The organism is Streptomyces lacaronensis, from assembly GCF_047337785.1.
GTDB classification, from domain to species: domain Bacteria; phylum Actinomycetota; class Actinomycetes; order Streptomycetales; family Streptomycetaceae; genus Streptomyces; species Streptomyces lycopersici.
The window spans coordinates 3,283,178-3,309,430 of the sequence record NZ_JBLHDK010000003.1; the positions used below are offsets into that span (position 1 = coordinate 3,283,178).

A 26,253-nucleotide genomic window follows, 5' to 3' on the forward strand; every position below is an offset into this window, starting at 1 on the left:
GCACTGCCAACCATCGTGCGTCGGCTGTCCCCGCAAACCGCTTTGCGCGCCCGGACAACGCCTGCGTCACCAGGCACCCGGCGCCACCCGCGCCGCATCGAGCACCACCTCCGCCGAACCGACGGCACCGCATCAGCATCACCCGTCACGAGCCCAGCGTTCCCTCAGGCGTCCCCCATGGACGCTTCGCCGGAGGCACCGATGAACGAGATACTTGACGCGATCCTGGCGTCGGACACAGCACCCGAGGAGTTCGCGGCACTGCGCGTCCCCGAGTCGTACCGCGCGGTGACCGTGCGGAAGGACGAGGCCGAGATGTTCTCGGGCCTCACCACCCGGGAGAAGGACCCCCGCAAGTCACTGCACGTGGACGAGGTGCCGGTGCCCGAGCTGGGCCCCGGAGAGGCGCTCGTCGCCGTGATGGCCAGCTCGGTCAACTACAACTCCGTGTGGACCTCGATCTTCGAGCCGCTGCCGACCTTCGGCTTCCTGGAGCGGTACGGCAAGCTCTCCCCGCTGGCCAAGCGGCACGACCTGCCGTACCACATCATCGGCTCCGACCTCGCGGGCGTCGTGCTGCGCACCGGCCCCGGTGTGAACTCCTGGAAGCCGGGCGCCGAGGTCGTCGCGCACTGTCTGTCGGTCGAGCTGGAGAGCGCCGACGGCCACAACGACACCATGCTCGACCCCGAGCAGCGCATCTGGGGCTTCGAGACCAACTTCGGCGGGCTCGCCGAGATCGCGCTGGTCAAGTCCAACCAGCTGATGCCCAAGCCACAGCATCTGAGCTGGGAGGAGGCGGCCGCCCCGGGCCTGGTCAACTCCACCGCCTACCGGCAGCTGGTCTCCCGCAACGGCGCCGGGATGAAGCAGGGCGACAACGTCCTGATCTGGGGCGCGAGCGGTGGGCTCGGCTCCTACGCCACCCAGTTCGCGCTGGCCGGCGGGGCCAACCCGGTCTGTGTGGTCTCCTCGCCGCAGAAGGCCGAGATCTGCCGGCGGATGGGCGCCGAGGCGATCATCGACCGCACCGCCGAGGACTACAAGTTCTGGAAGGACGACGGCACCCAGGACCCGCGCGAGTGGAAGCGGTTCGGCAAGAAGATCCGCGAACTGACCGGCGGCGAGGACGTGGACATCGTCTTCGAGCACCCTGGCCGGGAGACCTTCGGCGCATCCGTCTATGTCACCCGTAAGGGCGGCACGATCGTCACCTGCGCCTCGACCTCCGGCTACACCCACGAGTACGACAACCGCTACCTGTGGATGTCGCTGAAGCGGATCGTCGGCTCCCACTTCGCCAACTACCGCGAGGCGTGGGAGGCCAACCGCCTGATCGCCAAGGGCAAGATCCACCCGACGCTGTCCAAGACGTACCGGCTGGAGGACACCGGCCAGGCCACGTACGACGTCCACCACAACCTCCACCAGGGCAAGGTCGGCGTGCTGTGCCTGGCCCCCGAAGAGGGCATGGGCGTGCGCGACCAGGCGATGCGCGAGCAGCACATCGACGCCATCAACCTGTTCCGTGACGACCACAAGCACAACCGGGGCGTCTGATGAGTGGCACACCCCGCCCCAAGGACCGCCCCTGGCTGATGCGCACGTACGCCGGGCACTCCACCGCCGAGGCGTCCAACGAGCTGTACCGGCGCAACCTGGCCAAGGGCCAGACCGGGCTCTCGGTCGCCTTCGACCTGCCCACCCAGACCGGCTACGACCCGGACCACATCCTCGCCCGTGGCGAGGTGGGCCGGGTCGGGGTCCCGGTCTCGCACCTGGGCGACATGCGGCGGCTGTTCCAGGAGATCCCCCTGGAGCGGATGAACACCTCCATGACGATCAACGCGACGGCGATGTGGCTGCTGGCGCTGTACCAGGTCGTCGCGGAGGAGCACGGCGCCGATATCGCCAAGCTCCAGGGGACGACGCAGAACGACATCGTCAAGGAGTACCTGTCGCGGGGGACGCATGTCTTCCCGCCGGGCCCGAGCCTGCGGCTGACCACCGACATGATCGCGTACACGGTCCACCACATCCCCAAGTGGAACCCGATCAACATCTGCAGTTACCACCTCCAGGAGGCCGGGGCCACTCCGGTGCAGGAGATCGCCTTCGCGATGTCCACGGCGGTCGCCGTACTGGACGCGGTGTTCGCCTCCGGCCAGGTTCCCGAGGACCGTAAGGGCGACGTGGTGGCCCGGATCTCCTTCTTCGTGAACGCGGGCGTCCGCTTCATCGAGGAGATGTGCAAGATGCGCGCCTTCGGCCGCATCTGGGACCGGATCACCCGCGAGCGGTACGGCATCGAGAACCCCAAGCACCGCCGGTTCCGCTACGGCGTCCAGGTGAACTCGCTCGGCCTGACCGAGGCCCAGCCGGAGAACAACGTCCAGCGCATCGTCCTGGAGATGCTGGCCGTCACCCTCTCCAAGGACGCCCGCGCCCGCGCCGTCCAGCTCCCGGCCTGGAACGAGGCGCTGGGCCTGCCCCGCCCCTGGGACCAGCAGTGGTCGCTGCGCATCCAGCAGGTCCTCGCCCATGAGAGCGATCTGCTGGAGTACGACGACGTCTTCGAGGGCTCCCATGTGATCGAGTCCAAGGTCGCCACGCTGGTGGAGGAGGCCGAGGCCGAGATCGAGCGGATCCAGGAGATGGGCGGGGCGATGGCCGCCGTCGAGTCCGGCTATCTCAAGGCGCGGCTGGTGGCCTCCCACTCCGAGCGCCGGGCGCGGATCGAGGCGGGCGAGGAGAAGATCGTCGGCGTCAACTGCTACGAGTCCACCGAGCCCAATCCGCTCACCGCCGACCTCGACACCGCGATCATGACGGTGGACCCGGAGAACGAGGCACGGGTGGTCTCGGCCCTGCACACCTGGCGCGAGCGGCGCGACGAGGGGCCCGCCCAGGAGGCCCTCGGCGCCCTCCGTAAGGCCGCCGTGGGGACCGACAACCTGATGGAGGCCACCCTGCGCTGTGCCCGCGCGGGCGTGACCACCGGGGAGTGGGCCTGGGCGCTGCGCGATGTCTTCGGCGAATACCGTGCCCCCACCGGGGTCGGCGGCGCGCCCCTGTCCGTCGCCCCGGAGGCGGGCTCCCTGCTGGCCTCGGTCCGCGAGAAGGTCGGGAAGACCGCGGCCGATCTGGGCGGCGGAAGGCTGCGGCTGCTGGTCGGCAAGCCGGGCCTGGACGGGCACAGCAACGGCGCCGAGCAGATCGCCGTACGGGCCAGGGACGCCGGTTTCGAGGTGGTCTACCAGGGGATCCGGCTCACCCCGGAGCAGATCGTCTCGGCGGCCGTGGCCGAGGACGTGCACTGTGTCGGGCTGTCCATCCTGTCCGGGTCGCACGCCGAGCTGGTGCCGGACGTTCTGGAGCGGATGCGCACCGCGGGCGCCCAGGACATTCCCGTCATCGTCGGCGGGATCATCCCGTCCTCGGACGCGGCCGCACTGCGCGCCGCGGGTGTCGCCGCCGTTTTCACCCCCAAGGACTTCGGTATCACGGAGATCATCGGCCGTATCGTCGATGAGATCCGCGCCGCGAACACGCTTCCCCCTCTGGAGGTTCTCGTATGACCGCCCCCGACCACGCAGAAGCCGCCGGCCGCCTGCGTCCGCGCCGTTCGTGCCTGGCCGTCCCCGGCTCCAATCCGCGCTTCCTGGAGAAGGCCCAGGGGCTTCCGGCCGACCAGGTCTTCCTGGACCTGGAGGACGCCTGCGCCCCGCTGGCCAAGGAGGACGCCCGGCACACCATCGTCAAGGCGCTGAACGAGGGCGACTGGACCGGTAAGACCCGGGTGGTGCGGGTGAACGACTGGACCACCCACTGGACGTACCGGGACGTCATCACGGTGGTGGAGGGCGCGGGCCCGAACCTGGACTGCATCATGCTGCCCAAGGTGCAGGACGCCCAGCAGGTCATCGCGCTGGACCTGCTGCTCACCCAGATCGAGAAGACGATGGGCTTCGAGATCGGGCGGATCGGCATCGAGGCGCAGATCGAGAACGCCAAGGGCCTGGTCAACGTGGACGAGATCGCCGGTGCCTCGCCGCGGCTCGAGACCATCGTCTTCGGCCCGGCCGACTTCATGGCGTCCATCAACATGAAGTCGCTGGTCGTGGGCGAGCAGCCGCCCGGCTATCCGGCGGACGCCTATCACTACATCCTGATGCGGATCCTGATGGCGGCCCGCACGCATGACCTCCAGGCGATCGACGGCCCGTACCTGCAGATCCGGAACGTGGACGGCTTCCGCGAGGTGGCCGGGCGCGCGGCCGCCCTCGGCTACGACGGCAAGTGGGTGCTGCACCCCGGCCAGGTGGAGGCGGCCAATGAGGTCTTCTCGCCGTCGCAGGAGGACTACGACCACGCCGAGCTGATCCTGGACGCCTATGACTACTGCACCTCGGCGGAGGGCGGTATGAAGGGCTCGGCGATGCTCGGGGACGAGATGATCGACGAGGCCAGCCGCAAGATGGCCCTGGTCGTCGCGGGCAAGGGCCGCGCCGCCGGGATGAGCCGCACGTCCACCTTCCAGCCCCCGGAGGCGTGAGCCATGCAGTTCGGCCGTACCTATGAGGAGTTCACGGTGGGCGACGTCTACCGGCACTGGCCGGGGAAGACGGTCACCGAGTACGACGACCACCTCTTCTGTCTGCTCACCATGAACCACCACCCGCTGCACATGGACAGCAACTACGCCGAGAAGACGACCGATTTCGGCAAGAACGTGGTGGTCGGCAACTACATCTACTCACTGCTGCTGGGCATGTCCGTCCCCGATGTCTCCGGAAAGGCCATCGCCAATCTGGAGGTCGAGTCACTGCGGCATGTGGCGCCCACCTTCCACGGCGACACCATCTACGGCGAGACCACGGTCCTGGACAAGACGCCGTCGAAGTCCAAAACCGACCGGGGCATCGTGTATGTGGAGACCAAGGGCTACAAGCAGGACTCCACTCTGGTCTGTGTCTTCCGGCGCAAGGTGATGGTGCCGACCGCCACATACATCAAGGAACGGGGCGGCGAGCAGCCGGGCCGCCCGGAGCTGGGAGAGCAGTGATATGAGCCGCCTCGCACAGACGGAGGGCCTGACCGACATCCAGCGGGAGATCCTCTCCACGGTCAGGGATTTTGTCGACAAGGAGATCCTGCCGGTCGCGACCGAGCTGGAACACCGCGATGAATATCCGACGGCGATCGTCGAGGGACTGAAGGAGCTCGGCGTCTTCGGGCTGATGATCCCGGAGGAATACGGCGGTCTGGGCGAGTCACTGCTCACCTACGCACTGTGTGTGGAGGAGATCGCCCGCGGCTGGATGAGCGTCTCGGGCATCATCAACACCCACTTCATCGTGGCGTACATGCTCAAGCAGCACGGCACCGAGGAGCAGAGGGAGTATTTCCTTCCCAAGATGGCGCTGGGCGAGATCCGGGGCGCCTTCTCGATGTCCGAGCCGGGGCTGGGCTCGGACGTGTCGGCCATCACCAGCAAGGCGGTGCGGGACGGCGACGAGTACGTCCTGACCGGGCAGAAGATGTGGCTGACCAACGGCGGCACCTCCACCCTGGTCGCGGTCCTGTGCCGGACCGGCGAGGCCGAGGAGGGGGTCGCGCCGCACAAGGCGATGACCACCTTCCTGGTCGAGAAGGAGCCCGGCTTCGGGGAGGTCCGGCCCGGTCTGACCGTCCCCGGCAAGATCGAGAAGATGGGCTACAAGGGGGTCGACACCACCGAGCTCATCATGGACGGACTGCGCATTCCGGCCGATCGGGTGCTCGGCGGAGCGCCGAACCGAGGTTTTTACCAAATGATGGACGGAGTCGAGGTCGGCCGGGTGAATGTCGCCGCCCGCGGCTGTGGTGTGGCGCGGCGCGCTTTCGAGCTGGGCGTCGCATACGCACAGCAGCGGCATACCTTCGGTAAGCCGATCGCCCAGCACCAGGCCATCCAGTTCAAACTGGCCGAAATGGGAACAAAGGTCGAGGCGGCGCATGCGATGATGGTCAATGCGGCCCGGAAGAAGGATTCGGGCGCGCGCAACGACCTCGAAGCGGGAATGGCGAAGTACCTGGCGTCGGAGTACTGCAAAGAGGTCGTGGAGGACGCCTTCCGCATCCACGGCGGGTACGGCTTCTCCAAGGAATACGAGATCGAGCGGCTCTACCGAGAGGCACCGATGCTTCTCATCGGCGAAGGGACCGCCGAGATTCAGAAAATGATTATTGGACGGAGGCTTCTGGAGGAATACCGAACCCAAGACTGAACGTCCCTTTTGGGGTGGTATCCGAGAGAAGAAGGTCACACCGCGCCGAGGGTCTTCGGTCACTGACAAGCCACCGACGGGCCCCGGCGCTTGCCCAGTTACCGCTCGCAACCGATACCATCCCGTAAAGCCGCCGTCCCCAGTCTCGCGTCGCGGCATCCTCCGCTACGAAGGTCATCCATGCCCCACAGCCAATCCTCTGCACAACGCGGCCGCGTCCGCCTCGCGCGCGGAGCGTCGCCGTGGCTCCTCCCGACCGTCGCCACCGCGGCGGTCAGTCTTGCTCGGTCCCGCCGCTCCGGACGCTGGACGGCGGTCGCCGTGCCCGCCACCGCGCTCGCGGCGGGCATGCTGTGGTTCTTCCGCGACCCCGAGAGAGAGATCACGCAGGGCCGCGTGATCTCCCCGGCCGACGGTGTGGTGCAGAGCATCATGCCGTGGAAGGACGGGCGCACCCGCGTCGCCATCTTCATGAGCCCGCTCAACGTCCACGTCAACCGCGCTCCGCTGGCCGGTACGGTGACCTCCGTGGAGCACATCCCCGGCGGCTTCGTTCCCGCGTTCAACAAGGAGAGCGAGAACAACGAGCGGGTCGTCTGGCACTTCGACACCGAGCTGGGCGACATCGAGATGGTCCAGATCGCCGGCGCCGTCGCCCGGCGTATCGTGCCTTATGTGCCACAGGGCACGAAGGTCGAACAGGGTGAGCGGATCGGTCTCATCCGCTTCGGCTCGCGGGTCGACGTATACCTCCCCGAGGGAGTCGATGTCGCGGTCGAGGTCGGCCAGGCCACCACCGCGGGGGTGACTCGCCTTGACCGTGATTGATCCCGATACGCAGGCCGCCTGGGTCCCCGAGGCCGAGGTGGACGCGACCTGCGTCGACGAGACGGACGACATGCCGCTGTCGACGCGACTGTCGATAGCCGACACGCTGACCCTGGGCAACGCCACGTGTGGCTTCCTGGCGGTCTACTTCACCACCACCGGCGTCCTCATCCCGCACCTCACGGGCAGCGAGGACGGCGGGATGACCCGGCACAGCGCCGCCTCCGCGGTGATGCTGATGCTGCTCGCCTCCGTCTTCGACCTCTTCGACGGGCTCGTCGCGCGGAAGCTGCGCAGCTCGGCGATGGGCGCGGAGCTGGACAACCTCTCCGACCTGATCAGCTTCGGGCTGGCCCCCGCGTACTTCGTCCTCGTCTGGGGGATGGTGTCCGACGACGCGTATCAGCGGGTCTCGGTGGTGGGCGCGATCGTGGTGCTGCTGGCGGTGGTGCTGCGGCTTGCCAGATTCTCCTGTGTCACGCTGCGTGACGGCGTCTTCCAGGGCATGCCGAGCCCCTTCGGCGCCCTGACGGTCGTCTCGGTGGTCCTGCTGGGGTTGCCGTTCGTGCCGACGCTGCTCGCGATCGTGGGCGTGGCCTGGCTGATGGTGAGCCGGGTGGAGTACCCCAAGCCGCGCGGCCGGCTCGCGGTGGCCATGCTCGGCTGGATCGTCACCAGCATGGCCCTGCTGGCCGCCTGGGCCTTCGAGGCCCCCGGTGGTGAGCTCCTCCTCCAGTCGGCCTGCGCCCTCCAGGTCGTCATGGGCGCGGTGATCCCCCTCTTCGCCACGGCCCGCCGGGTGAACGCGTTCCGCGACAACCGCCGCGAGGCGAGGGCGGCCCAGCTGCCGTAGCGGCCGGCGGCCGCACCTGCCGGATGGGGTGGGCCCGAGCGTTGTGCTCGGGCCCACCCCGTTCGGCTTTCCGGGGCCGCCCCGGCCCCGCGAGGCCCCCGACCGGCCCGGGTGGCCCTGGCGGGGGCTTGTTTCCCCACCCCGCCCCTTCCCGAATCCGGGGACAAGCCCCCGGCCCCCCACCGGGGCTCCGCCCCAAACCCCGCAGGGCTATGTCCCCGGCGCTCGCCGCGACGCCCGAGCCCCTGCGGGACGAGCCCCACAGGGTCCGGGGCACAGCTCGTGAGGGCCAACGCACAAGCCCCACGGGGGTTGGGGCGCAGCCCCCGTGGAATCCGGCACATCGCCCCATGGGGGCCGGGGCAGAGCCCCATCGAGTCCGGGGCGGAGACCGCAGGGGTCCGGGGCACAGCCCCACGGGGGGGCGGGGGTCCGCCCCCGGGTTCGGGAAGGGGCGGGGTGGGGAACAGCCCCCCGGCCAGCGGCCCAACGGCAGAGCCAAACCCACGGAACCAAGGCGGGGGCACCGCCCCCGCGAAGCCCACGACAGCCCCGCAGGGGTCCGGGGCACAGCCCCGGATTCGGGAAGGGCGGGGTGGGGAACAGACCCCCGGCCAGCGGCCCAACGGCAGAGCCAAACCCACAGAACCAAGGCGGGGGCACCGCCCCCGCGAAGCCCACGACAGCCCCGCACGGGTCCGGGGCACAGCCCCGGATTCGGGAAGGGGCGGAGTGGGGAACAGACCCCCGGCCAGCGGCCCAACGGCAGAGCCAAACCCACAGAACCAAGGCGGGGGCACCACCCCCGCGAAGCCCACGACAGCCCCGCACGGGTCCGGGGCACAGCCCCGGATTCGGGAAGGGGCGGAGTGGGGAACAGACCCCCGGCCAGCGGCCCAACGGCAGAGCCAAACCCACGGAACCAAGGCGGGGGCACCGCCCCCGCGAAGCCCACGACAGCCCCGCACGGGTCCGGGGCACAGCCCCGGATTCGGGAAGGGGCGGAGTGGGGAACAGACCCCCGGCCAGCGGCCCAACGGCAGAGCCAAACCCACAGAACCAAGGCGGGGGCACCACCCCCGCGAAGCCCACGACAGCCCCGCAGGGGTCCGGAGCGCAGCCCCGGATTCGGGAAGGGGCGGGGTGGGGAACAGACCCCCGGTGGGGCGTGCTGTCAGCCGAGGAAGTCCGCCGCCAGGCGTTCCGCGGCGCGTTCCAGGAGGGCGCCGGCCTCAGCGATGCAGCGGGCCGGGTCCGGCTCCAGGTCGGTGAGGACGTAGGCGCGGCGGATGCCCGCGTTGCCCAGGGCCGCCGGGGCCAGGGCCAGGCGGCCGCAGACCGCGACCACCTCGATGCCCCGCGCGCGGGCGGCCGCCGCGACGCCTGCCGGGGCCTTGCCGTGGAGGGTCTGCTCGTCCAGCGAGCCCTCCCCCGTGATCACCAGGTCCGTGCCCTCCAGCGCGGCGGGGAAGCCGAGGACGTCGAGCATCACCTCGATGCCGGGGCGGAAGGCCGCGCCCAGGCCGACGAGGGCGCCGAAGCCGATGCCGCCCGCCGCGCCCGCGCCCGGCGCGAGGGCGTACTCGGCGGCCGAAGCCCCGGCCGCGCGTTCCAGGACGCGTACGTAGTGGGCGAGGGCGGCGTCCAAGGCCGCCACATCGTCCTCGCCCGCGCCCTTCTGCGGGCCGTAGACCGCCGCCGCGCCCTTCGGCCCGGTCAGCGGATTGTCGACATCGCTGGCCAGGACCGTCTCGGTCTCGGCGAGGCGCGGGTCGAGGCCGGACAGATCGGCCGTCGCGAGGTCGCGCAACGGGCCCCCGCCCGGTGCGACAGGGGTACCGTCCTCCCGCAGGAATCGCGCGCCCAGCGCGCTCAGCATCCCCGCGCCACCGTCCGTCGTGGCGCTGCCGCCCACGCCGAAGACGATCGTGCGGGCGCCCGCGTCCAGCGCCGCGCGCAGCAGTTCCCCGCTGCCGTACGTGGTCGCGGTGAGCGGCGCGAAGACCCCCTTCGGCAGATGGCGCAGCCCGGACGCCTCGGCCATCTCCACCACGGCCGTGGTCCCGCGCAGCGCGTACGCCGCCGTCACCGGCGCGCCCAGCGGCCCGGTGACCCGCGCCTCGCGCCGTTCGAAACCGGCAGCGACCGCCGCGTCCACCGTGCCGTCCCCGCCGTCGGCGACCGGCAGCGCCGCGATCCGCAGGCCCTCGCCGCCCCTGGGCGCGCCGCGGCGCAGGCCCGCCGTGACGCGCTCGGCGACCTCCACCGCCGTGAGCGAGCCCTTGAACTTGTCCGCGGCGATCAGCACGCGTTTCGGAGGCGTCGCTTGGCCCTCCGCCCATGTCCTGGTCCCTGCCGCGGATTCCGTCTTCGCGTCCTCCGAAGCCTCCGCCGAAGCGTCCGTCACCTTCGTAACCCCTCGCATTCGCCCAGGCAGTCGCGCCGCTGTGACCCTATCCGGCGCGGCCGCACCGGTACACCCACCTCAGATGGGTACACCTGACCCATGGCCCTCAGCGGGAGCGCACTCGCGGACCGGATCCTCGGCGGCTGGCTCGGCCGGATCGCCGGGAACATGCTCGGCAAGCCCATCGAGAACGGCCCGCATTGGACCCGCGACCGCATCGACCGGTATCTGCGCCGCGCCGACGCCCTCCCGCTGACCGACTACCTCCCCGCCCTGGAGCCGCCGCCCGACCCGGTGGAGTTCGAGCTGCGCCCCGAGTGGCAGAGTTGCGTCCGCGGCCGGATCCACGGCAGTTGCCGCGACGACGACGTGGACTACTCCGTCCTCGGCCTGCACCTGCTGGAGACGCACGGCCCCTGTTTCAGCACCGAGCAGGTCGGCGAGGTGTGGCTGCTACGGCTGCCGTATCTGCAGACCTTCACCGCCGAGCGGGCCGCCTACCGCAATCTCACGGCCGGGGTGAAGCCGCCGCTCACGGCGACCCTCGACAACCCCTACCAGGAGTGGATCGGCGCCCTGATCCGCGCCGATATCCACGGCTGGGTCAACCCCGGCGAGCCGCGGCGCGCCGCCGCGATGGCCCGCCGCGACGCCGTCCTCTCCCACACCGGCAACGGGGTGTACGGGGCGATGTGGGCGGCCGCGCTGATCGCGGCCGCGTTCACGGCGGACGAGCCGCGCGCCGCCGTCGACAGCGCCCTGGACCGGATCCCGCCGCGCTGCCGACTGGCCCGTACGGTACGCCGGATCGCGTCCCTGCACGACGCGGGCGTGGCATGGGCGGACGCGCTCGCCCAGCTCGAGCGGGAGACCGCCGGGCTGCCCTGGATCCATGTGGTCCCCAACGCCGCCGTCCTCACGGCCGGGCTGCTCTACGGCGCGGGCGACTTCACGGCCACCGTCGCCCTGACGGTACGCGGCGGCCTGGACACCGACTCCAACGGCGCCACGGCCGGGTCGGTCGCGGGGGTGCTGTGCGGCGCGGCGGCCATCCCGGCGCAGTGGACCGAGCCGCTGGAGGACCGGGTGCGCAGCGCCGTCTTCGGCTTCGACGGGGCTCGCATCAGCGACCTGGCGGCGCGTACGCACCGGCTGGCGGTCTCGGGCTAGTTTGGGCCAGGGGTTTCGGCCCGCCCGCTCACTGTGTGGGCCGGATCGGCGATGCGGTCCAGCCACTCCCGCAGGAGGCCACGTTCGGGCGCGGTCAGCGCGTCCGTCCGGGGCAGCGCGGCGCGCAGGGTGACGGCGGCCGCGACGGGCCCGGGCTCGGCGGCGGCGGGCGCGTCCGTAGTGATCGCCGCGATGGCCGCCTCGCGGGCGGTACGGGACAGCTCCGGATCGCGGCGGTCCTCGGGCGTGGCGATGAGCGTGAACGTCGTACCGCAGCCCGCCGCGTGGACCAGCGCCGCGGCGCGCTCCTCGGGGATGGCGAGCCGCCCCGCCTCGGCGATGCGCCGGATGAGCCGGGCGAGCATCTCGAAGGCGGTGACGGCGGCCGGTGAGGACACTCCGGGGCGGTGCCCGCCGTACATCAGCGAGTACAGCGCCGGGTTGGCCAGGCCGAGGCCGATGTGGAGATCCCAGCCGGCGCGCAGATCCTCGACCGGGTCTTCGGTGGGTTCCTGGGCGGTCTTGCTGCTCAGGTACTCCGTGAAGCCGTATGCGACGACCGCGTCGAGCAGGCCCTGTTTATCGCCGAAGAGCCGGTAGATGGTCGGCGGCTGCACCCCGGCCGCGGAGCTCACCGCCCGGGTCGAGACCGCGTCGGGGCCGCCGTCGGACAGCAGCCGGGCGGCGGCCGCGACGATGCGGTCGCGATTTCCGTCGCGGTTCCCGTCACGGTCCCGGTTTGCCTCGTGGCCCGTGTCGTGGTGTGCGTCGTGGCCCGCGTTCGGCGCGATGACATCCTCCCTCTCCATGCTTCCAACGATAACAGAGCGCCGTTAGCAGTTCTTCGTTTCCGGTGATACGTTCACAGCGATAGCACTGGAAACACGCAGAGGAGATCACTGTGATCATCGTTACCGGAGCCAATGGCCGGCTCGGCCGGATGGTCGCCGAACGGCTGCTGGAAGCCGTCCCCGCCGAGGAGATCGGCGTCAGCGTGCGCGATGCGGAGGCGGCGCGGGACCTCGGCGCGCGGGGCGTCCGCGTCCGCCGGGGCGACTTCGCCGACCCGGACACCCTCCCCCACGCCTTCGAGGGCGCCTCGAAGATCCTGATCGTCTCGACGGGCACCACGGGCGAGGCCGCCGTCCGAGGCCACCGCACGGCCATCGCGGCCGCGGCGGCGGCCGGGGCCAAGCGGATCCTCTACACGAGCCACATGGGCGCGAGCCCGTGCTCGCCGTTCGTCCCGATGCCCGACCACGCCGCCACCGAGGAGGCGCTGCGGCAGTCCGGTGTCCCCTTCACCTCGCTGCGCAACGGCTTCTACGTCTCATCGGCCGTGGAGCTGGTCAGGGGCGCGCTGGAGACGGGCGTCCTGGCCGTGCCCGAGGACGGGCCGGTCGCCTGGACCGCCCACGCCGACCTCGCCGACGCGGCGGTCCTCGCCCTCACCGGCGAGATTCTGGACGGCCTGAGCCCCGCGCTCACCGGTCCCGAGGAGATCGACATGGCCGGAATCGCGAAGATCCTCACGCGGCTGACGGGCCGCCCGATCCGCCGGGTGGTCGTCTCCGACGACGAGTACCGGGCGCGGTTGGTCAGCCATGGCGTACCCGAGCCGTCGGCCGACCTGCTCGTCGGCCTCTTCGCCGCCGCCCGCGCAGGGGACTTCGCCCCGGTTGACCCCACGCTCGCCGATCTGCTCGGCCGCCCCACGGTGCGTGTGGAGGACTACCTGAAGTCAGCGCTCACGACGCCTCGGTGACGTACCGCGGTCGGCGGTGTCCCATTCGCTGCCCAGCCAGCCGCTGTGGCTTTCGAGCAGGGCGACGAGGGAAGCGATCACGCGGTTGTCCCACCAGTCCGCCACGGCCTCGAGCTCGAAGGCGCCGCCGGGGCCGCTGTGGAAGTCGAGGACGATCCGGCGGTCGGCGCGCCACTTCGTACGGCGCGGGGTGCGGGCGATGTCACCGCCACCGATGATGCTGCCGATCGCGATGGCCACCTGGACGGGCGAGATCAGCCACCACATGAACCACCAGAAGGCCCGCCCCTTCAGTCCGACGGCGGGCGGCGCGCCGGTCTGCCGGACGGTCCAGCGGGTGCGGATCCTGCCGCCCCTCATGGCCGGTTCGCGGGTGATGAGGGCGAGGGATTCACCGGCGGCGCCCAGCACCTCGTACGTGGCCGGACCGCCCTTGACCGCCGAGGCGGTGACCACCTGCGCGAACACCTGCCCGCGGTAGGGGTCGGCCCAGAGGGTGAACACGCGGGTGCCGTCCTTGCGGGCGGCGCGGTATGCCTTCAAATCGCCGCCGGGCGGGTCGCGGCGTTCGGGGAAGGCGAGGGGACCGAAGGCCCGGCCGGGCCGGGGGGCGGTATCGGAGATCCGTATCTGCCAGGTGAGGCCCCCGTCCGGCGGTGGTTGATCCTTCCCGCTCAGGGTTTGCCCGCTCAGGGTTTGCCCGCTCAGCCACAGAAACCGTCCCATTCCCGCACTCTCCCCGTATGCCGTGCCTCACCTGTGCCGGGCCGGACTCTACCCGTCCGGTTAACGGCGCTCGCCACCGTCGGCGACGCGTGCGTACGCTCGCCGCATGAGCAGCGAGACGACGCACCGGCCGCTGGTGGCGATCCTGAGCGGGGCGGGCATCTCCACCGACTCCGGAATCCCCGACTACCGCGGTCCGCAGGGGCTGTGGCGGCGCGATCCCGAGGCCGAGAAGCTCGTGACGTACGAGTACTACATGACCGACCCCGAGATCCGGCGCCGCTCCTGGGAGATGCGGCGCGACAGCAGGGCGCTGCACGCCCGGCCCAACGGGGCGCACGAGGCCGTCGCCCGGCTGGAGCGCTCGGGGGTGCCGGTGCGGGTGATCACCCAGAACGTGGACGGGCTGCACCAGATCGCCGGGATGCCCGCGCGCAAGGTGCTGGAACTGCACGGCACCGCGCGGGCCGTGCGGTGCACCCACTGCGAGGCGCGGTCCGGGATGGACGAGGCGTTGGATCGGGTCGCGGCGGGTGAGGCGGATCCGGCGTGCCGGGAGTGCGGCGGGATCCTGAAGTCGGCCACGGTGATGTTCGGGGAGAACCTCGATCCGGAGGTGCTGACGGAAGCGGTCGCGGTGGCGCGGGCGTGCGAGATCTTCATCGCCGTCGGTAGCAGCCTCCAGGTTCAGCCCGCGGCCTCGCTTGCCGGACTGGCCGCCGAGCATGGGGCCCGGCTGATCATCGTCAACGCCGAGCCGACGCCGTACGACGAGCTCGCGGACGAGGTCGTTCGCGAGCCCATCAGTGCGGCGCTGCCCGCTCTGCTGGATCGCATCGCGGTGGGTGACGGGGGCTGATCACCGAGTTCGGCGTCAGAAGAGGCCGGGCAGTTCTTGCCGGGCCTCGAACTCCAGCAGCCGCCGCTTGCGGTCCAGGCCACCGCCGTAGCCGGTGAGGCCGCCGGACGAGCCGACCACGCGGTGGCAGGGGACGATGATGCCGATCGGGTTCTTGCCGTTGGCCAGGCCCACCGCGCGGGAGGCGGTCGGCTGTCCGATGCGGTCGGCCAGCCGGCCGTACGACCAGGTCTCGCCGTACGGGATGGCCCGCAGCTCGGCCCAGACGCGGCGCTGGAAGGGCGTGCCGTCCAGATGCAGCGGCAGGTCGAAGTCGGTCAGCTCGCCCGCGAAGTACGCCGTGAGCTGGCGGATGGTTTCGGCGAAGGGGGTGTCGGCCGGGTCGCCGGGGGCACCGAAGGTCTCCTCGGGTGGGCGGTGGCGTTGCTCGACCATGTAGAGGCCGGACAGGTCGGTGCCGGTGGCTACGAGGGTCAGGGGGCCGTAGGGGCTGTCGATGGTGGTGTGGGTGCGGTTCATGGTGTTCCTCGGCGGGGTGTGGGGTGGGCGGCTTCCCGGGGTAACGGGCCGCCGTTTCCTTGCCGGGTGCGGCCCGGTGGCCGGTTCGTGCCCCCCGCGGGACGATCGCCCACAAACGGTCATGCTGCCGGCAGGCGGTTGATGGCGTGGGCCGCATCCGTGGCCCATAGGTATTGGACGGCGTAGGCGCGCCAGGGGCGCCAGTGGGTCGAGTGGCGGGTGAGGGCGCCGGGTGTGGCGGGCAGGCCCAGTTCGGCGGCGGCGCGGCGCACTCCGAGGTCGGTGGGGAGGAAGGCGTCCGGGTCGCCGAGGGCGCGCATCGCGATCACCTCGACGGTCCAGGGGCCGAGCCCCGGCAGCGTGCCGAGGCTCGCGCGGGCCTCGTCCCAGTCGCTGCCGACGCCGAGCGCGACCCGGCCCTCGGCGAGCGCGCCGATCAGCCCGGTGAGGGTGGTGCGGCGGGTGCGGGGCATGGCCAGCTTCTCGGGGTCGAGCCCGGCGAGGGCCTGGACGGTCGGGAAGAGGTGGGTCAGGCCGCCCGCCGGGTCCTCCACGGGCTCGCCGTGCGCCGTCACCAGGCGCCCGGCATGGGTGCGGGCGGCCGCCGTGGACACCTGCTGGCCGAGCACCGCGCGCACCGCGAACTCGTCCGCGTCCACCGCGCGCGGCACCCGCCGCCCCGGGGCCTTGTCGACCAGTGGGGCCAGCTGGAGGTCCGTACGGAGCAGGTCGTCCACGGCGGCCGGGTCCGCGTCGAGGTCCAGCAGCCGCCGGCAGCGGCTGATCGCCCCGGCCAGGTCGCGCAGATCGGCGAGGGAGAGCCGGCAGGCGATGTGGTCCGGCCGGGGGCTGAGGGCGACCACCCCGGGCCCGTACGGCAGCCGCAGGGTGCGCCGGTACGCGCCGTCGCGCCACTCCTCGACGCCGGGGACTGCGGTGGCGGCGAGGTGGCCGAAGAGGTTGTCCGGGCACAGCGGCGCCCGGAACGGCAGCCGCAGGGTGAGCGCGCCGGGCACGCCGGCCCGCGGCCCTCGGCCGGCCCGCTGCCGCAGCTCGGTCGGGGAGAGCGCGAAGATCTCCCGTACGGTCTCGTTGAACGCGCGGACGCTGGCGAACCCGGCCGCGAAGGCGATGTCCGCCATCGGCAGCGCGCTGGTCTCGATCAGCAGCCGCGCGGTCTGCGCCCGCTGGGCCCTGGCGAGCGCGAGCGGGCCCGCGCCGAGTTCGGCGAGCAGCTGCCGCTCGATCTGCCGGGTGCTGTATCCCAGCCGGGCCGCGAGGCCCGGCACCCCGTCCCGGTCCACCACACCGTCGGCGATCAGCCGCATGGCGCGGGCCACCAGGTCCGCCCGTTCGTTCCACTGCGGCGAGCCGGGGCTGGCGTCCGGGCGGCACCGCTTGCAGGCCCGGAACCCGGCCTGCTGGGCGGCCGCGGCGCTGGGGTAGAACCGCATGTTCTCGGGCTTGGGCCCGACGACCGGGCAGCTCGGCCGGCAGTAGATCCCGGTGGTCACGACGGCGATGAAGAACCACCCGTCGAAGCGGGCGTCCTTCGCCTGTGCGGCGCGGAGGCACCGGTCGGTGTCGGTGTGCATGGGTCCAGCATCCGCCAGCGGGGTGGGGGCGGGCTCGCGGGAATCCGACATCGACCTTACGCGGTGGGGCGCGCCCCGTCGCCCCGCGCCCCATGGCCGCGCCCCGTCCCCCGCCCGTCGTTCCGGCGGCGTTTGGTGCGAAGGGGCAGACCGGACGCCTGATGATCGGCATGATGAGGAATGTGACGGAACACCGTGAGATCCCCCTGGCGGACGGCACGACCGTACGGCTGGAACTGGCTCCCGTAGGAGACGCCTCCCCCGAGGAGGCGTACGGCGGCGTCGGTGGCGTCGGCGGCGTGACCCCGGTGGGGCGCGGCGCGCGGGCCGCGGCCACGCTCGCCAACGCCGGTCTGGGCGTCATCCTGCAAGGGCTGGGGCCGGTGCTCCAGGACGTCCACGACGCCGTCAGCTCGGCTCCGCGTCCGCCCCAGGAGTTCACCGTGCAGTTCGGGGTGCAGGTCGGCCAGGACCTCAAACTCGGCATCGTGGGCGCCAACGGGAACGCCAACCTGACCATTTCGGCCACCTGGCGGCCGTCCGAGCGGTCCGAGCCGACAGTACCGGCGGTGCCGCCGTCCCGGCCCGGCCCCGCGGCCTGAAGCCCATGGGGTGGTTCCACGCACCCGGGGTCTCGTCACGGCCCGCGGTGTCCATTCTCGCCAAGGCCGACGGAAGACCGGCGGGCGCGGGCGTCCTGCTGCCGCGCCGCCATCTGCTGACATGCGCTCATGTGGTCAACAGCGCACTGGGAAAGGACATGCTGGCCCCGGACCACCCGGGCCCGATCGCCGTGTCCGTACGGCTCCACGGACCTGAGCACACCGTCGAGGCACACGCCGAGCTGGCGGTCTGGATACCGCCCCGGCCCGACGACGGCGGCCTGGGCGCCTTCGAGTGGAACGGCGACCTCGCCGTCCTGCGGCTGAACGTAAGCCCGCCGCCCGCGATCGAGCCGCCGCGCTGGCACCCGATGGCCAAGCGGCAGCTCGTACGGGCCTGGCACGGCAGCGGTGAGCCCGGGGTGTTCGCGGACGCCGAAGTGAGCGCGTGCGACGGGCGGTTCGGCTACTTCGACGGGGCCGAGCGCGCCCTGGACATCGAACCCGCCTACAGCGGCGGCCCGTTGTGGTCCAACGAGGAGGGCGCCGTCGTCGGGCTCGTCACGGCCAAGCTCCGCGTCCAGGGGACGCTGCGCCGCGCCTGGGGGATCCCCTGGCAGCGCGTGGCGCGGGAGCTGGACGACGCCGGGGCGGGCCACTTGCTGCCCCGGCAGCCCGCGGAGGACATGCGCGACCACCCCGCCTACGCCGAGCTCGTCGCCCTGCTGGACGGGCCGCTGCCGCTGTCCGAGGGGTGGGTCCGCTGCTGCCGTACGGTCGCCCGGCAGTGTGGCCTCGGCCATCGCGCCGACGGCGTGCCCACCGCCGAGGAGTTCGCCCATCTGCTGCTCACCCGGGGGCGTGCGCTGCCCGCGCTGGTCGAGGCGGTGCGCGGCACGGCGGGCCCGGTGGCCGACGACCTCCTCGCCATAGGGCGCCGGTGCGGGCTGCCCAAGCTGCTCTCGCCGGGTGAGCACGAGCGGCTGCTGGTCCAGCTGCGCGCCCTGCCCGCGGCCGCCGCGGCCGGTGTCCCCGGTGCCGTACGGGCGGCGCTGCCCCTGGCGGCCCTGCCCGCGGCCCTGCTCACCGGCGGTGACGGTCACCATGAGGGTCACCACGACGGGGACAGCGGGGACGGCACCGGCCGCGGCGGGCGGTTCGAGGCGCTGATCTCCCATGTGGAAGGGCTGCACGGGGACAGCTCCGCGGGCGACGACGGAGTCATGCCCGCCGTGCCGGGCCTGCTGCGGGCCGTGGAGTTCGTGGCCGCCGGATGCTGCCCGGCGGAGCAGCGTGCCGCGCTGCGGCGATGGAACGCGGCGGTCGCCCGCCGTCTCGGTGTCCATGACGCCGCCCTGATGGACCGCCGCCACGACGCCGAGCAGTGGGCCCGGAACGCCTCCCGGGGCGCCGCGCCCCGCGTCGTGGCCGAGCTGGACCGCTGCGGGGCCGCACCGGGCGGTGCGCCGGGCGGTGCGCCGGGCGGTGCGCCGGTGGCGGCGCGCGAGGACGACCCGGAACGCTACCGGCTGCGGCTGTGGTGCGACGACGGGGACGGGCTGCGCCAGGTGTCGGACGACACCGAACGGCCGCGCGGCGCGCAGGAGGTGGCCCAGGAGATCTTCGCCGCCGTGGGCTCGCTGCGCCGCCCCGATCCCTCGGGGCCGCGGCCCGTCATCGAACTGATCGTGGACCGGGACGCCCTGGAGGTGCCCGTGGACCGCTGGAAGGCCGCAGGGCCGGGAGCGGTGCTCCCCATCCGGCTCGGCACCCCGTACCCCCTGGTCGTCAACTGCCCCGAGCTGCGGGAGCTGAACGGCGGCACGATGCTGGACCAGTGGCGGGAGCGCTGGGCCCGGCTGGATGCCGAGGAGCCCGTGCACATCGACGACGCCACGGCCCCGGACCCGGAGGCGGTGTGCGGTCTGCTCATGGAGCGGCTCACCGCCCGGGTCACCGTCGACGTGGCGGCCCACCGGCGCACCGGTGTGGTGCAGATGTGTCTGGCCGCGGGCGTTCCGGTGGTGCTGTGGGACCGCAGCGGGGAGCAGGGGTCCCCGGCCGTGCACTACGCGGAGGGGGCGAGCGCCGGTCAACTGCCCGAGGCGGTACGGATCTACCGCACGAAGACCCTGCAACGGCCCGAGGAGTACACCGGACGGCCGGTGCTCGCCTGGGCCGATGCCGGGCGGGCGCTGCCACGGCTGGACCTTGTGGACCCCACGGAGTGACCGTGAGACCCGCGGCAGTGGTGAGAGAGACGGCAGGAGGCGCGCGATGTCCGCTGAGGCGGGCCGAGAGGGAGGTTCCCCGATGAATCCGCTTGGAGAGCCCGACTGGCGGCTGTTCCGGGGGGACGGCGTGCCCCGGCACATGGAGATGCCACCCGCCCCGCCGTGGCGCCGCTTCGGCGCCGGGGAACGGGCGGCGCCTGACGGGGCGATCCCCGGCGGGGAGCGGGCGCCGTCCGCTTCCGGTCCGGCGCGCCCGGCGCCGTATCTGATCGAGCCCGAACACGCGGACGTGGTCAACGCGGCCCTCCATCTGCGGCGTCCGCTGCTCGTCACCGGCAGCCCCGGAACCGGCAAGTCCTCGCTCGCGCGGGCGATCGCGCATGAGATGGACCTGGGCGAGGTGCTGCGCTGGCCGGTCAACAGCCGTTCCACCGTGCAGGACGCGCTCTACCGCTACGACGCGATCGGTCGGCTGCGCGAGACGGCCCTGACGCGCGACCGTGGCGAGGCCGAGCCCGACATCGGCAGCTTCGTACGGCTCGGGCCGCTGGGCACCGCGCTGGTGCCGGGCGAACGCCCCCGGGTGCTGCTCGTCGACGAGCTCGACAAGGGCGATGTCGACCTGCCGAACGATCTGCTGACCGTCTTCGAGGAGGGCGAGTTCGAGATCCCCGAGCTTGCCCGGCTGCCGGAGGAGCAGTCGGTGGTGGAGGTGCTCACCGAGCGGGCGGGCGAGCGGGCCACGGTGCGGCGGGGCCGGCTGGTGTGCGAGGAGTTCCCGGTCGTGGTGATCACCAGCAACGGTGAGCGCGACTTCCCGCCCGCCTTCCTCCGCCGCTGTGTCCGGCTGGAGCTGCCCACCCCCGACGAGGCGCGGCTCCGGGCGATCGTCACCGCGCATCTGGGAGACGACGCGCTGGAGGACGTCGATCAGCTGCTGGACGCCTTCCTCCGTCGCCGGGCGGCCCGCGAGCTGGCGACCGACCAGCTGCTGAACGCCGTGTTCCTGCGGGCGGGCGGCATGGATGTGACGGCGGACGGGCTGCTGGAAGCGGTGCTGCACCGGCTGGGCGGGGCGGTGTGACACATGGAGCGGGGCGGCGCCGGGCGGCTCGGGCGGCTTGATGAGGCGGTCGCGGTACTCGCCGCCGGCGGTCTCGAGCTGTCCAGGGAGGAGCTGCTCGACGCGCTCTGGCTGGCCGGACGGCTGCCCGAGGACGGCGCGGAGCGGGCGCCCCTGGCCCGCGCGGTGACCCGCGGCGGGACGGCGCTGCCCGCCACGCGCCCCGGGCCCTCGCCCCGCACCGCGACCACGGCCTCCCCGGCCGCGTCCGCTCAGCGGACCGACCAGCCGACCGACCAGCCGACCGCGCCCGCCCGTACCGCGCGGGCCAACGGCGGCGAGCCCGGCGCCCGGCCGTCCGCCCCCGCCGAAACGCGGCCGGACGACCCGCCGGAGCAGCGCCCGACCCGGACCCCGCCCGGTGACGACCAGCGGCTGCGCGGTCTGTACGGCGGCAGCCAGGGGCCCGGTGCGGAGGGCGCGGTGGGCACATCCGCGGAGGCGCGGCGCGCGCTGCCGCTGCGCGTGCCCGAGGACAAGGCGCTGCATCAGGAGCTCTCCATCGGCCGCGCCCTGCGCCCGCTCAAACAGCACCGCCCCAATCCGCTCAAGCGGGAGTTCGACGAGGCCGCCACGGCCACGGCGCTCGCCGAGACCGGTCTGCCGGACGTGGTGACCCGCCCCGCCCGCGAACGCTGGCTCGATCTCGCGCTCGTCATCGACGACGGGATGTCGATGCTGCTGTGGCGGCGGCTCGCCGTCGAGCTGCACACCGTACTGCGGCGCTCGGGCGCCTTCCGGGTCGTCCGGGTGCTGGGCCTGCGTACGCGCGGCGGCGGCGCACCCGCGCTGCGCACCCGCCCCTACGCCCCGGAGGCGCCCCTACTGCCCACGACGGCGCTCTCGGACCCCTCCGGGCACACGCTGGTGCTCGTGGTGAGCGACGGGGTGGGCGCGGCGTGGCGGAACGGGCGGATGGGCCAGGTGCTGGCGCGCTGGGCGGGGCTGGGCCCCACGGCGGTGGTACACGCGCTGCCGCCCCGGCTGTGGGAGGGTTCCGGGATCCGGACGCGGCGCTGGCAGGTGCGCACCCGCAGACCGGGTTCGGCCAACGCGGACTGGACGGTCGCGGATCCGGTGCTGCCCGCCGCCCTGGCGCGTTTCACGGGGGTGCCGGTTCCGGTGCTGGAGCCGGACGCCGGGCCGCTGGCCGACTGGGCCCGGCTGATCGCCTCCGCGAGCGGTACGGCGGTCCTCCCGCTGCTGGTCCCGCCGCGCGACGGCCCGCGCAATGGCCCGCACGACGGCCCCCGCGCCGCCCCGGCCACCGCCGCCCCCGGCCCAGCCGCCGCCCCGGGCCCCGCCGCCGTCCCCGGCCCCGGCCCCGCCGATGAGCTCGGCCGCCTCCAGCGCTTCCGCGACGCGGCGTCCCCGGAGGCGTACCGGCTGGCGGCCCATCTCGCCGCCGTGGCCCCGCTGCCGGTGCCGGTGATGCGGATGGTGCAGAAAGCGGTGGACGGCCGGAGCGACACCGGACGGCTGGCCGAGGTGTTCCTGGGCGGGCTGATGCGCCCCGTCGAACCGCCCGCCTCGGCGGGTTCGGACCCGCTGCCGCCCGAACACCGCCCCTTCACCTTCACCGACGCGTCCCAGCGGGCGCTGCTGGGCGCGGTGCCGCTGGCGGAGCTGGTCGCGACCAGCCGGCTCATCGGCCGTCGTCTTGAGCAACTGGCGGGCCGCTCCCCCGACTTCCCGGCCTGGCTGGCCGACTCGGGCGGCAGCGACCGGCTCCCGCCCGGCGCCCGGCCCTTCAGCACGGTGGAGCGACGGCTGGCGGCCCGGCTGGGGGCGCCGCCGCGGCCATCGGTGTTCACATCTCCGACGGCGGCGCTGCGGTGGCATCCTCTGGCATCCCGCGATCCGCGGACGCTCGGCCCGTACCGGCTGCGGAGGGCCGGACCGCGGGGCGCGCGCGTGGTGCCCTATCTGGGCCAGGACGCCTACGGCGAGGAGGCCGTCGTCACCGTCGTCCCCGAGCTTCCCGCACCGCAGGCCGCGGCCCTGCTCGGAGTACAGGCGGAGGCACTGCGCCGGATGGACGGCCGCCATGCGCCCCGCCTGCTGCGTGAGGGGCTGGACGAGGACGTTCCCTGGGTGGCGGAAGAGGCGTTCCTCGGCCATCGGCTGCACGACGTCCTTTTCGAGCGCGCCCATGAATGGGACGGGCATACCGCCCTCGCGATCGCCCGGCGGATCGCGGACGCGGTGCGCGTGTGCGCGGCCGAGGGGATGGCGCACGGCGACCTCACCCTCAACACCGTGCACATCGCCGGTGAGGACATCTTCGTGACCGGATGGTCCTCGGCCCGCATCGACGGTGTGCCGTCCCCGACGACCCTCGCGGGCGGCCCGCCCACTCCCGAGGAGAATGTCGGAGAGCTGGGCGACATCCTGCGGTGTCTCGGCGGCGGGGGGCAGTTGTACGCGTACGGCCGGGACAGCTATGACATGCCGCGCTGGAGCGGTGACGCGTGGCAGCCGGTCCGGGACATGGTGATGGCATGCCTGGAGCGGCAGGGCCGCCCGACGGCCGCGCAGGTCTGGGAGTTCCTCACCGACTTCCGACCGGACGCCGGGGCTCCGTCCACGACGCCGCCCCGGTCGGCGTCCTCCGACTCCGATGGCGCTCCCCGGGGCAGCACGGAGCCGGAGAGCGGCCTGCCGTCGTTCGACCGGTACCGGGCCTACCGGAGGCTGGGCGGCAGCCGGGGGCAGGACGTCTATCTGGCCCGTCGATCGGGCACGTCGAACGATGTGGTGGTACGCGTCGCCCCGGGCGCCAGTGGGAAACTGCGGGCCGAGGCGGAGGCACTGCGGCGGATGTCCGGGCACTACACGCCCCGGCTCCTCATCGACGCGTCCTCCGGCAACCCTCCGTGGCTCGTCATGGAATGCGTCCGGCTCCCCGACGGCTCACCGGCCCCACCGCTGTCCACGCTCCTGGGCCGCGGGCCCGACGGCTCGCCCCAGTTGGACCCCGTGCGCGCCGCCACCATCGGCCTCCGTATCGCCGAGGCGGTGAACATGTGCGCGCTCAAGGGCGTCGCGCCCGGGGCCCTTACGGCGGACACCGTGCTCGTCGTCGGCCATACGGTGAAACTCATCGGCTGGACCGGCACGAGCCTCAACGACCGCCGTCCGAATGCCCCCACCGCCGCGGACGACGTCCACGCCCTGGGCGAAATCCTCCGTGCCCTGAGCGACGCACAGCCGACCGCTCAGCTCTTCCAGTCGGAAGCCATATGGCGCGAGCCCCGGCTGATCTCGATCATCTCCGCCTGTCTGGACGACCGGCCGAGCAGACGGCCGTCCGCGGGCCGGGTGGCGGACGTCCTCGTCGAGTGCCTGGCTGCCGCGCCGTCCTCGGCCCCCACCCCACCGCCGGACGGGACACCGGACGCCGGGCCCGCCCCCACGGCGGCTCCCGAGCAGCCGGAGCCCCCTCGCTCCGCCCGCTCCCGCCTGGCCGCGCTCGTGGGGCTCGGCGGGCGGTCGGCCAGGGCGGAGCAGCGACAGCGCAAGCTGGACCTCATCCGTACGCCGCTGCCGTCCTGCCACCGCATCGCGGTGATCAGTCGCCCCGTGAGTGCCGGGCGCACCGTCACGACCCTCGCCCTGGGCGCGGTCCTCGCGGGCGAGCGCCAGGACGGGGTCATCGCGGTGGACGCGATGCCCGGCGGCGACACCCTCAGCCGACGGGTCGGAGGACGGTCCGAGGGGACCGTCCACGATCTGGCCCGCGCAGGTCTTCCCGGCGACGACGCGGACTCCATCCGGCGCTTCACCTCGCGGCTGCCCTCCGGGCTCGAGGTCCTCCTCGGAGACACCGCCCCGATGAGTCTCGTGGGCCGGGCGGCCCCGATTGACGACATCGAGTACCGCCGCGTCATGGCCCTTCTGGCGAGCCACTATCCGATCGTCCTCAGCGACTCGGACACCGCCGCACTCCATGGCAGCATGCGGGGGATCCTCGATCTCGCCGACCAGCTGATCGTCGTCACCACGCCCTCGGTGGAGCACATGAGGAGCGCGCACACGGCCCTGGACCGGATGGCCGAGGACGGTCACGCGGACCTGGTGCGACGCGCCGTCACGGTGGTCAACATGTCGCACGACGTGCCGTGGACCGATCACTACGAGGGCCTCGCGGCGACGTTCCGGGATCGCTGCCGCGGCGTGGTCGTGGTGCCGTACGACGAGCATCTGGCGTCCCGGGGCGAGATCGACCCCCAGCGGCTCGCGTCCAGGACCCTCGACGCCTACATCGACCTCGCCGCCCTGGTCGCGGAGGGGTTCCCCGGGGCCGGGACATAGCGCCCGCCGCGAGGGCCTATCCTCTAGGCCATGTCCGCCGATTTGATCCGCGTCGTCTCCCGTTCCTCCCCCATGGCCCTCGCCCAGGTCGAACGGGTCCGTACCGAACTCGCCGCGCTGCGGCCGGGGATCCGTACGGAGGTCGTACCGGTCACCACCTCCGGCGACCGGTGGATGGGCGATCTGTCGAAGCTGGGCGGGAAGGGCGCGTTCACCAAGGAGGTGGACGCCGCGCTGCTGGCGGGTGAGGCGGATCTCGCGGTGCACTGCATCAAGGACGTGCCCGCCGACCGTCCACTGCCCGCGGGCACGGTCTTCGCCGCCTACCTCAAGCGGGACGACATCCGCGACGCCGTGATCCACCCCGGCGGGCTGACCCTCGACGAGATGCCCGCGGGGACCCGGATCGGCACCTCCTCGGTCCGCCGCGTCGCCCAGCTGGCCATCACCCACCCGCAGCTGGAGTGCGTGCCGATGCGCGGCAACGCCAACCGCCGGCTGGAGAAGCTGGAGGCGGGCGACTGCGACGCGCTGCTGCTGGCCGTCTCGGGTCTGGAGCGGATCGGCCGTACGGACCGGATCAGCGAGATCCTGCCGGTGGACGCCATGTGCCCGCCGATCGGAGCCGGGGTGCTGGGGCTCCAGTGCCGGGAGGACGACACCGAGACGATCGAGGCCGTTGCCGGGCTCGGCGACGCCGACGTCTGGAAGGAAATCACCGCGGAGCGCATGCTGCTGCATGTGCTCCAGGGCCACTGCAACTCCCCCATCGCGGGCTACGCCAGGGCCGAGCGCGACGGTCGGCTCTCGCTGCGCGCCCGGGTCTTCAGCCCCGACGGCAAGACGGTCCTGGACGCCCACGAATGGGCGGGCCCCCTGGACCCGGCCACCCTGGGCACGTCGGTCGCGGTGGCGCTGCTCCGGCAGGGCGCCCGCGAGGTCATCGACACCATCCCGCACTGAGGCGGCCTCAGATGGGGGCCCGGCGC

Annotated in this window: 20 protein-coding genes; 15 read left to right on the top strand and 5 right to left on the bottom strand. The window is 72.8% G+C overall.

Features of this window, described 5'->3' with window-relative positions:
• Window positions 1–201 precede the first annotated feature (201 nt).
• The 7 genes from ccrA to pssA all read left to right on the top strand — a co-directional run bounded on the left by ccrA (window position 202) and on the right by pssA (window position 7,950).
• Window positions 202–1,560: a crotonyl-CoA carboxylase/reductase gene (ccrA, locus tag ACMTAK_RS13900; RefSeq protein WP_413806531.1), complete on the top strand. Its 1,359-nt coding sequence runs from the start codon at window positions 202–204 to the stop codon at window positions 1,558–1,560.
• Window positions 1,560–3,578 carry a protein meaA gene (locus tag ACMTAK_RS13905; protein WP_413806532.1) on the top strand — a complete coding sequence of 673 codons (2,019 nt, stop codon included), beginning with the start codon at window positions 1,560–1,562 and terminating at the stop codon, window positions 3,576–3,578. The genes ccrA and ACMTAK_RS13905 overlap by 1 nt, the downstream gene beginning before the upstream one ends.
• Window positions 3,575–4,555 (top strand): HpcH/HpaI aldolase/citrate lyase family protein, encoded by a 981-nt coding sequence (locus ACMTAK_RS13910; RefSeq protein WP_413806533.1) that lies wholly within the window; start codon window positions 3,575–3,577, stop codon window positions 4,553–4,555. The genes ACMTAK_RS13905 and ACMTAK_RS13910 overlap by 4 nt, the downstream gene beginning before the upstream one ends.
• A 3-nt stretch (window positions 4,556–4,558) precedes the next feature.
• The gene (locus ACMTAK_RS13915) at window positions 4,559–5,065 is read left to right on the top strand and encodes a MaoC family dehydratase (protein ID WP_044569049.1); all 507 of its coding nucleotides are present in this window, start codon (window positions 4,559–4,561) and stop codon (window positions 5,063–5,065) included.
• 1 nt (window position 5,066) lies between these two features.
• Window positions 5,067–6,269, top strand: coding sequence for an acyl-CoA dehydrogenase family protein (locus tag ACMTAK_RS13920; RefSeq protein WP_413806534.1), 1,203 nt, complete (start codon window positions 5,067–5,069; stop codon window positions 6,267–6,269).
• Window positions 6,270–6,449: 180 nt separating this feature from the next.
• Complete coding sequence (locus ACMTAK_RS13925; protein ID WP_044569051.1) at window positions 6,450–7,097, top strand: phosphatidylserine decarboxylase; 648 nt, start codon at window positions 6,450–6,452, stop codon at window positions 7,095–7,097.
• Window positions 7,084–7,950, top strand: a complete 867-nt coding sequence (gene pssA / locus ACMTAK_RS13930; RefSeq protein WP_185057963.1) for a CDP-diacylglycerol--serine O-phosphatidyltransferase — start codon at window positions 7,084–7,086, stop codon at window positions 7,948–7,950. Before ACMTAK_RS13925 ends, pssA begins: the two co-directional genes overlap by 14 nt.
• A 1,174-nt stretch (window positions 7,951–9,124) precedes the next feature.
• Here the strand turns inward: pssA and ACMTAK_RS13935 are convergent.
• The gene (locus tag ACMTAK_RS13935) at window positions 9,125–10,258 is read right to left on the bottom strand and encodes a glycerate kinase (protein ID WP_413812877.1); all 1,134 of its coding nucleotides are present in this window, start codon (window positions 10,256–10,258) and stop codon (window positions 9,125–9,127) included.
• Between the two features lie 198 nt (window positions 10,259–10,456).
• On the opposite strand from ACMTAK_RS13935, the gene ACMTAK_RS13940 reads away from it, so the two are divergent.
• Window positions 10,457–11,527 (top strand): ADP-ribosylglycohydrolase family protein, encoded by a 1,071-nt coding sequence (locus tag ACMTAK_RS13940; RefSeq protein ID WP_413806535.1) that lies wholly within the window; start codon window positions 10,457–10,459, stop codon window positions 11,525–11,527.
• Here the strand turns inward: ACMTAK_RS13940 and ACMTAK_RS13945 are convergent.
• The gene (locus ACMTAK_RS13945; protein ID WP_413806536.1) at window positions 11,524–12,336 is read right to left on the bottom strand and encodes a TetR/AcrR family transcriptional regulator; all 813 of its coding nucleotides are present in this window, start codon (window positions 12,334–12,336) and stop codon (window positions 11,524–11,526) included. The two genes, ACMTAK_RS13940 and ACMTAK_RS13945, sit on opposite strands and share 4 nt — an antisense overlap.
• A gap of 92 nt (window positions 12,337–12,428) precedes the next feature.
• On the opposite strand from ACMTAK_RS13945, the gene ACMTAK_RS13950 reads away from it, so the two are divergent.
• Complete coding sequence (locus ACMTAK_RS13950; RefSeq protein ID WP_413806537.1) at window positions 12,429–13,292, top strand: NAD(P)H-binding protein; 864 nt, start codon at window positions 12,429–12,431, stop codon at window positions 13,290–13,292.
• On the opposite strand, the gene ACMTAK_RS13955 is transcribed toward ACMTAK_RS13950, so the two are convergent.
• A complete protein-coding gene (locus tag ACMTAK_RS13955; RefSeq protein ID WP_413806538.1) occupies window positions 13,269–14,018 on the bottom strand; it encodes a hypothetical protein in 750 nt (249 codons plus the stop codon). The genes ACMTAK_RS13950 and ACMTAK_RS13955 overlap by 24 nt on opposite strands.
• 106 nt (window positions 14,019–14,124) lie before the next feature.
• Between ACMTAK_RS13955 and ACMTAK_RS13960 the strand changes: the two genes are divergently transcribed.
• Window positions 14,125–14,877 carry an SIR2 family NAD-dependent protein deacylase gene (locus tag ACMTAK_RS13960; RefSeq protein WP_413806539.1) on the top strand — a complete coding sequence of 251 codons (753 nt, stop codon included), beginning with the start codon at window positions 14,125–14,127 and terminating at the stop codon, window positions 14,875–14,877.
• 15 nt (window positions 14,878–14,892) lie between these two features.
• Here the strand turns inward: ACMTAK_RS13960 and ACMTAK_RS13965 are convergent, their stop codons facing one another.
• The gene (locus ACMTAK_RS13965) at window positions 14,893–15,396 is read right to left on the bottom strand and encodes a methylated-DNA--[protein]-cysteine S-methyltransferase (RefSeq protein WP_413806540.1); all 504 of its coding nucleotides are present in this window, start codon (window positions 15,394–15,396) and stop codon (window positions 14,893–14,895) included.
• A 119-nt stretch (window positions 15,397–15,515) separates the two neighbouring features.
• Window positions 15,516–16,991, bottom strand: coding sequence for an AlkA N-terminal domain-containing protein (locus tag ACMTAK_RS13970; protein WP_413806541.1), 1,476 nt, complete (start codon window positions 16,989–16,991; stop codon window positions 15,516–15,518).
• Window positions 16,992–17,173: 182 nt separating this feature from the next.
• Between ACMTAK_RS13970 and ACMTAK_RS13975 the strand changes: the two genes are divergently transcribed.
• Genes ACMTAK_RS13975 through hemC form a run of 5 tightly spaced genes read left to right on the top strand, consistent with a single transcriptional unit; the run spans window position 17,174 to window position 26,227 of the window.
• Window positions 17,174–17,593 (top strand): CU044_2847 family protein, encoded by a 420-nt coding sequence (locus ACMTAK_RS13975; protein WP_413806542.1) that lies wholly within the window; start codon window positions 17,174–17,176, stop codon window positions 17,591–17,593.
• A gap of 5 nt (window positions 17,594–17,598) precedes the next feature.
• Window positions 17,599–19,824, top strand: a complete 2,226-nt coding sequence (locus ACMTAK_RS13980) for a VMAP-C domain-containing protein (RefSeq protein ID WP_413806543.1) — start codon at window positions 17,599–17,601, stop codon at window positions 19,822–19,824.
• A 46-nt stretch (window positions 19,825–19,870) separates the two neighbouring features.
• Window positions 19,871–20,911, top strand: a complete 1,041-nt coding sequence (locus ACMTAK_RS13985; RefSeq protein ID WP_413806544.1) for an AAA family ATPase — start codon at window positions 19,871–19,873, stop codon at window positions 20,909–20,911.
• A gap of 3 nt (window positions 20,912–20,914) precedes the next feature.
• Entirely contained in the window at window positions 20,915–25,264 is a 4,350-nt protein-coding gene (locus tag ACMTAK_RS13990; RefSeq protein WP_413806545.1) for an SAV_2336 N-terminal domain-related protein, read from the top strand.
• A 30-nt stretch (window positions 25,265–25,294) separates the two neighbouring features.
• A complete protein-coding gene (hemC, locus tag ACMTAK_RS13995) occupies window positions 25,295–26,227 on the top strand; it encodes a hydroxymethylbilane synthase (RefSeq protein WP_413806546.1) in 933 nt (310 codons plus the stop codon).
• Window positions 26,228–26,253: the final 26 nt, after the last annotated feature.

Bases quoted from the DNA above. Each gene is read 5' to 3' on its own strand.
- ccrA (WP_413806531.1), top strand. From the start codon at position 202: ATGAACGAGATACTTGACGCGATCCTGGCGTCGGACACAGCACCCGAG.
- ACMTAK_RS13905 (WP_413806532.1), top strand. From the start codon at position 1,560: ATGAGTGGCACACCCCGCCCCAAGGACCGCCCCTGGCTGATGCGCACG.
- ACMTAK_RS13910 (WP_413806533.1), top strand. From the start codon at position 3,575: ATGACCGCCCCCGACCACGCAGAAGCCGCCGGCCGCCTGCGTCCGCGC.
- ACMTAK_RS13915 (WP_044569049.1), top strand. From the start codon at position 4,559: ATGCAGTTCGGCCGTACCTATGAGGAGTTCACGGTGGGCGACGTCTAC.
- ACMTAK_RS13920 (WP_413806534.1), top strand. From the start codon at position 5,067: ATGAGCCGCCTCGCACAGACGGAGGGCCTGACCGACATCCAGCGGGAG.
- ACMTAK_RS13925 (WP_044569051.1), top strand. From the start codon at position 6,450: ATGCCCCACAGCCAATCCTCTGCACAACGCGGCCGCGTCCGCCTCGCG.
- ACMTAK_RS13940 (WP_413806535.1), top strand. From the start codon at position 10,457: ATGGCCCTCAGCGGGAGCGCACTCGCGGACCGGATCCTCGGCGGCTGG.
- ACMTAK_RS13945 (WP_413806536.1), bottom strand. From the start codon at position 12,336: ATGGAGAGGGAGGATGTCATCGCGCCGAACGCGGGCCACGACGCACAC.
- ACMTAK_RS13955 (WP_413806538.1), bottom strand. From the start codon at position 14,018: ATGGGACGGTTTCTGTGGCTGAGCGGGCAAACCCTGAGCGGGCAAACC.
- ACMTAK_RS13960 (WP_413806539.1), top strand. From the start codon at position 14,125: ATGAGCAGCGAGACGACGCACCGGCCGCTGGTGGCGATCCTGAGCGGG.
- ACMTAK_RS13965 (WP_413806540.1), bottom strand. From the start codon at position 15,396: ATGAACCGCACCCACACCACCATCGACAGCCCCTACGGCCCCCTGACC.
- ACMTAK_RS13970 (WP_413806541.1), bottom strand. From the start codon at position 16,991: ATGCACACCGACACCGACCGGTGCCTCCGCGCCGCACAGGCGAAGGAC.
- ACMTAK_RS13980 (WP_413806543.1), top strand. From the start codon at position 17,599: ATGGGGTGGTTCCACGCACCCGGGGTCTCGTCACGGCCCGCGGTGTCC.
- ACMTAK_RS13985 (WP_413806544.1), top strand. From the start codon at position 19,871: ATGTCCGCTGAGGCGGGCCGAGAGGGAGGTTCCCCGATGAATCCGCTT.
- ACMTAK_RS13990 (WP_413806545.1), top strand. From the start codon at position 20,915: ATGGAGCGGGGCGGCGCCGGGCGGCTCGGGCGGCTTGATGAGGCGGTC.
- hemC (WP_413806546.1), top strand. From the start codon at position 25,295: ATGTCCGCCGATTTGATCCGCGTCGTCTCCCGTTCCTCCCCCATGGCC.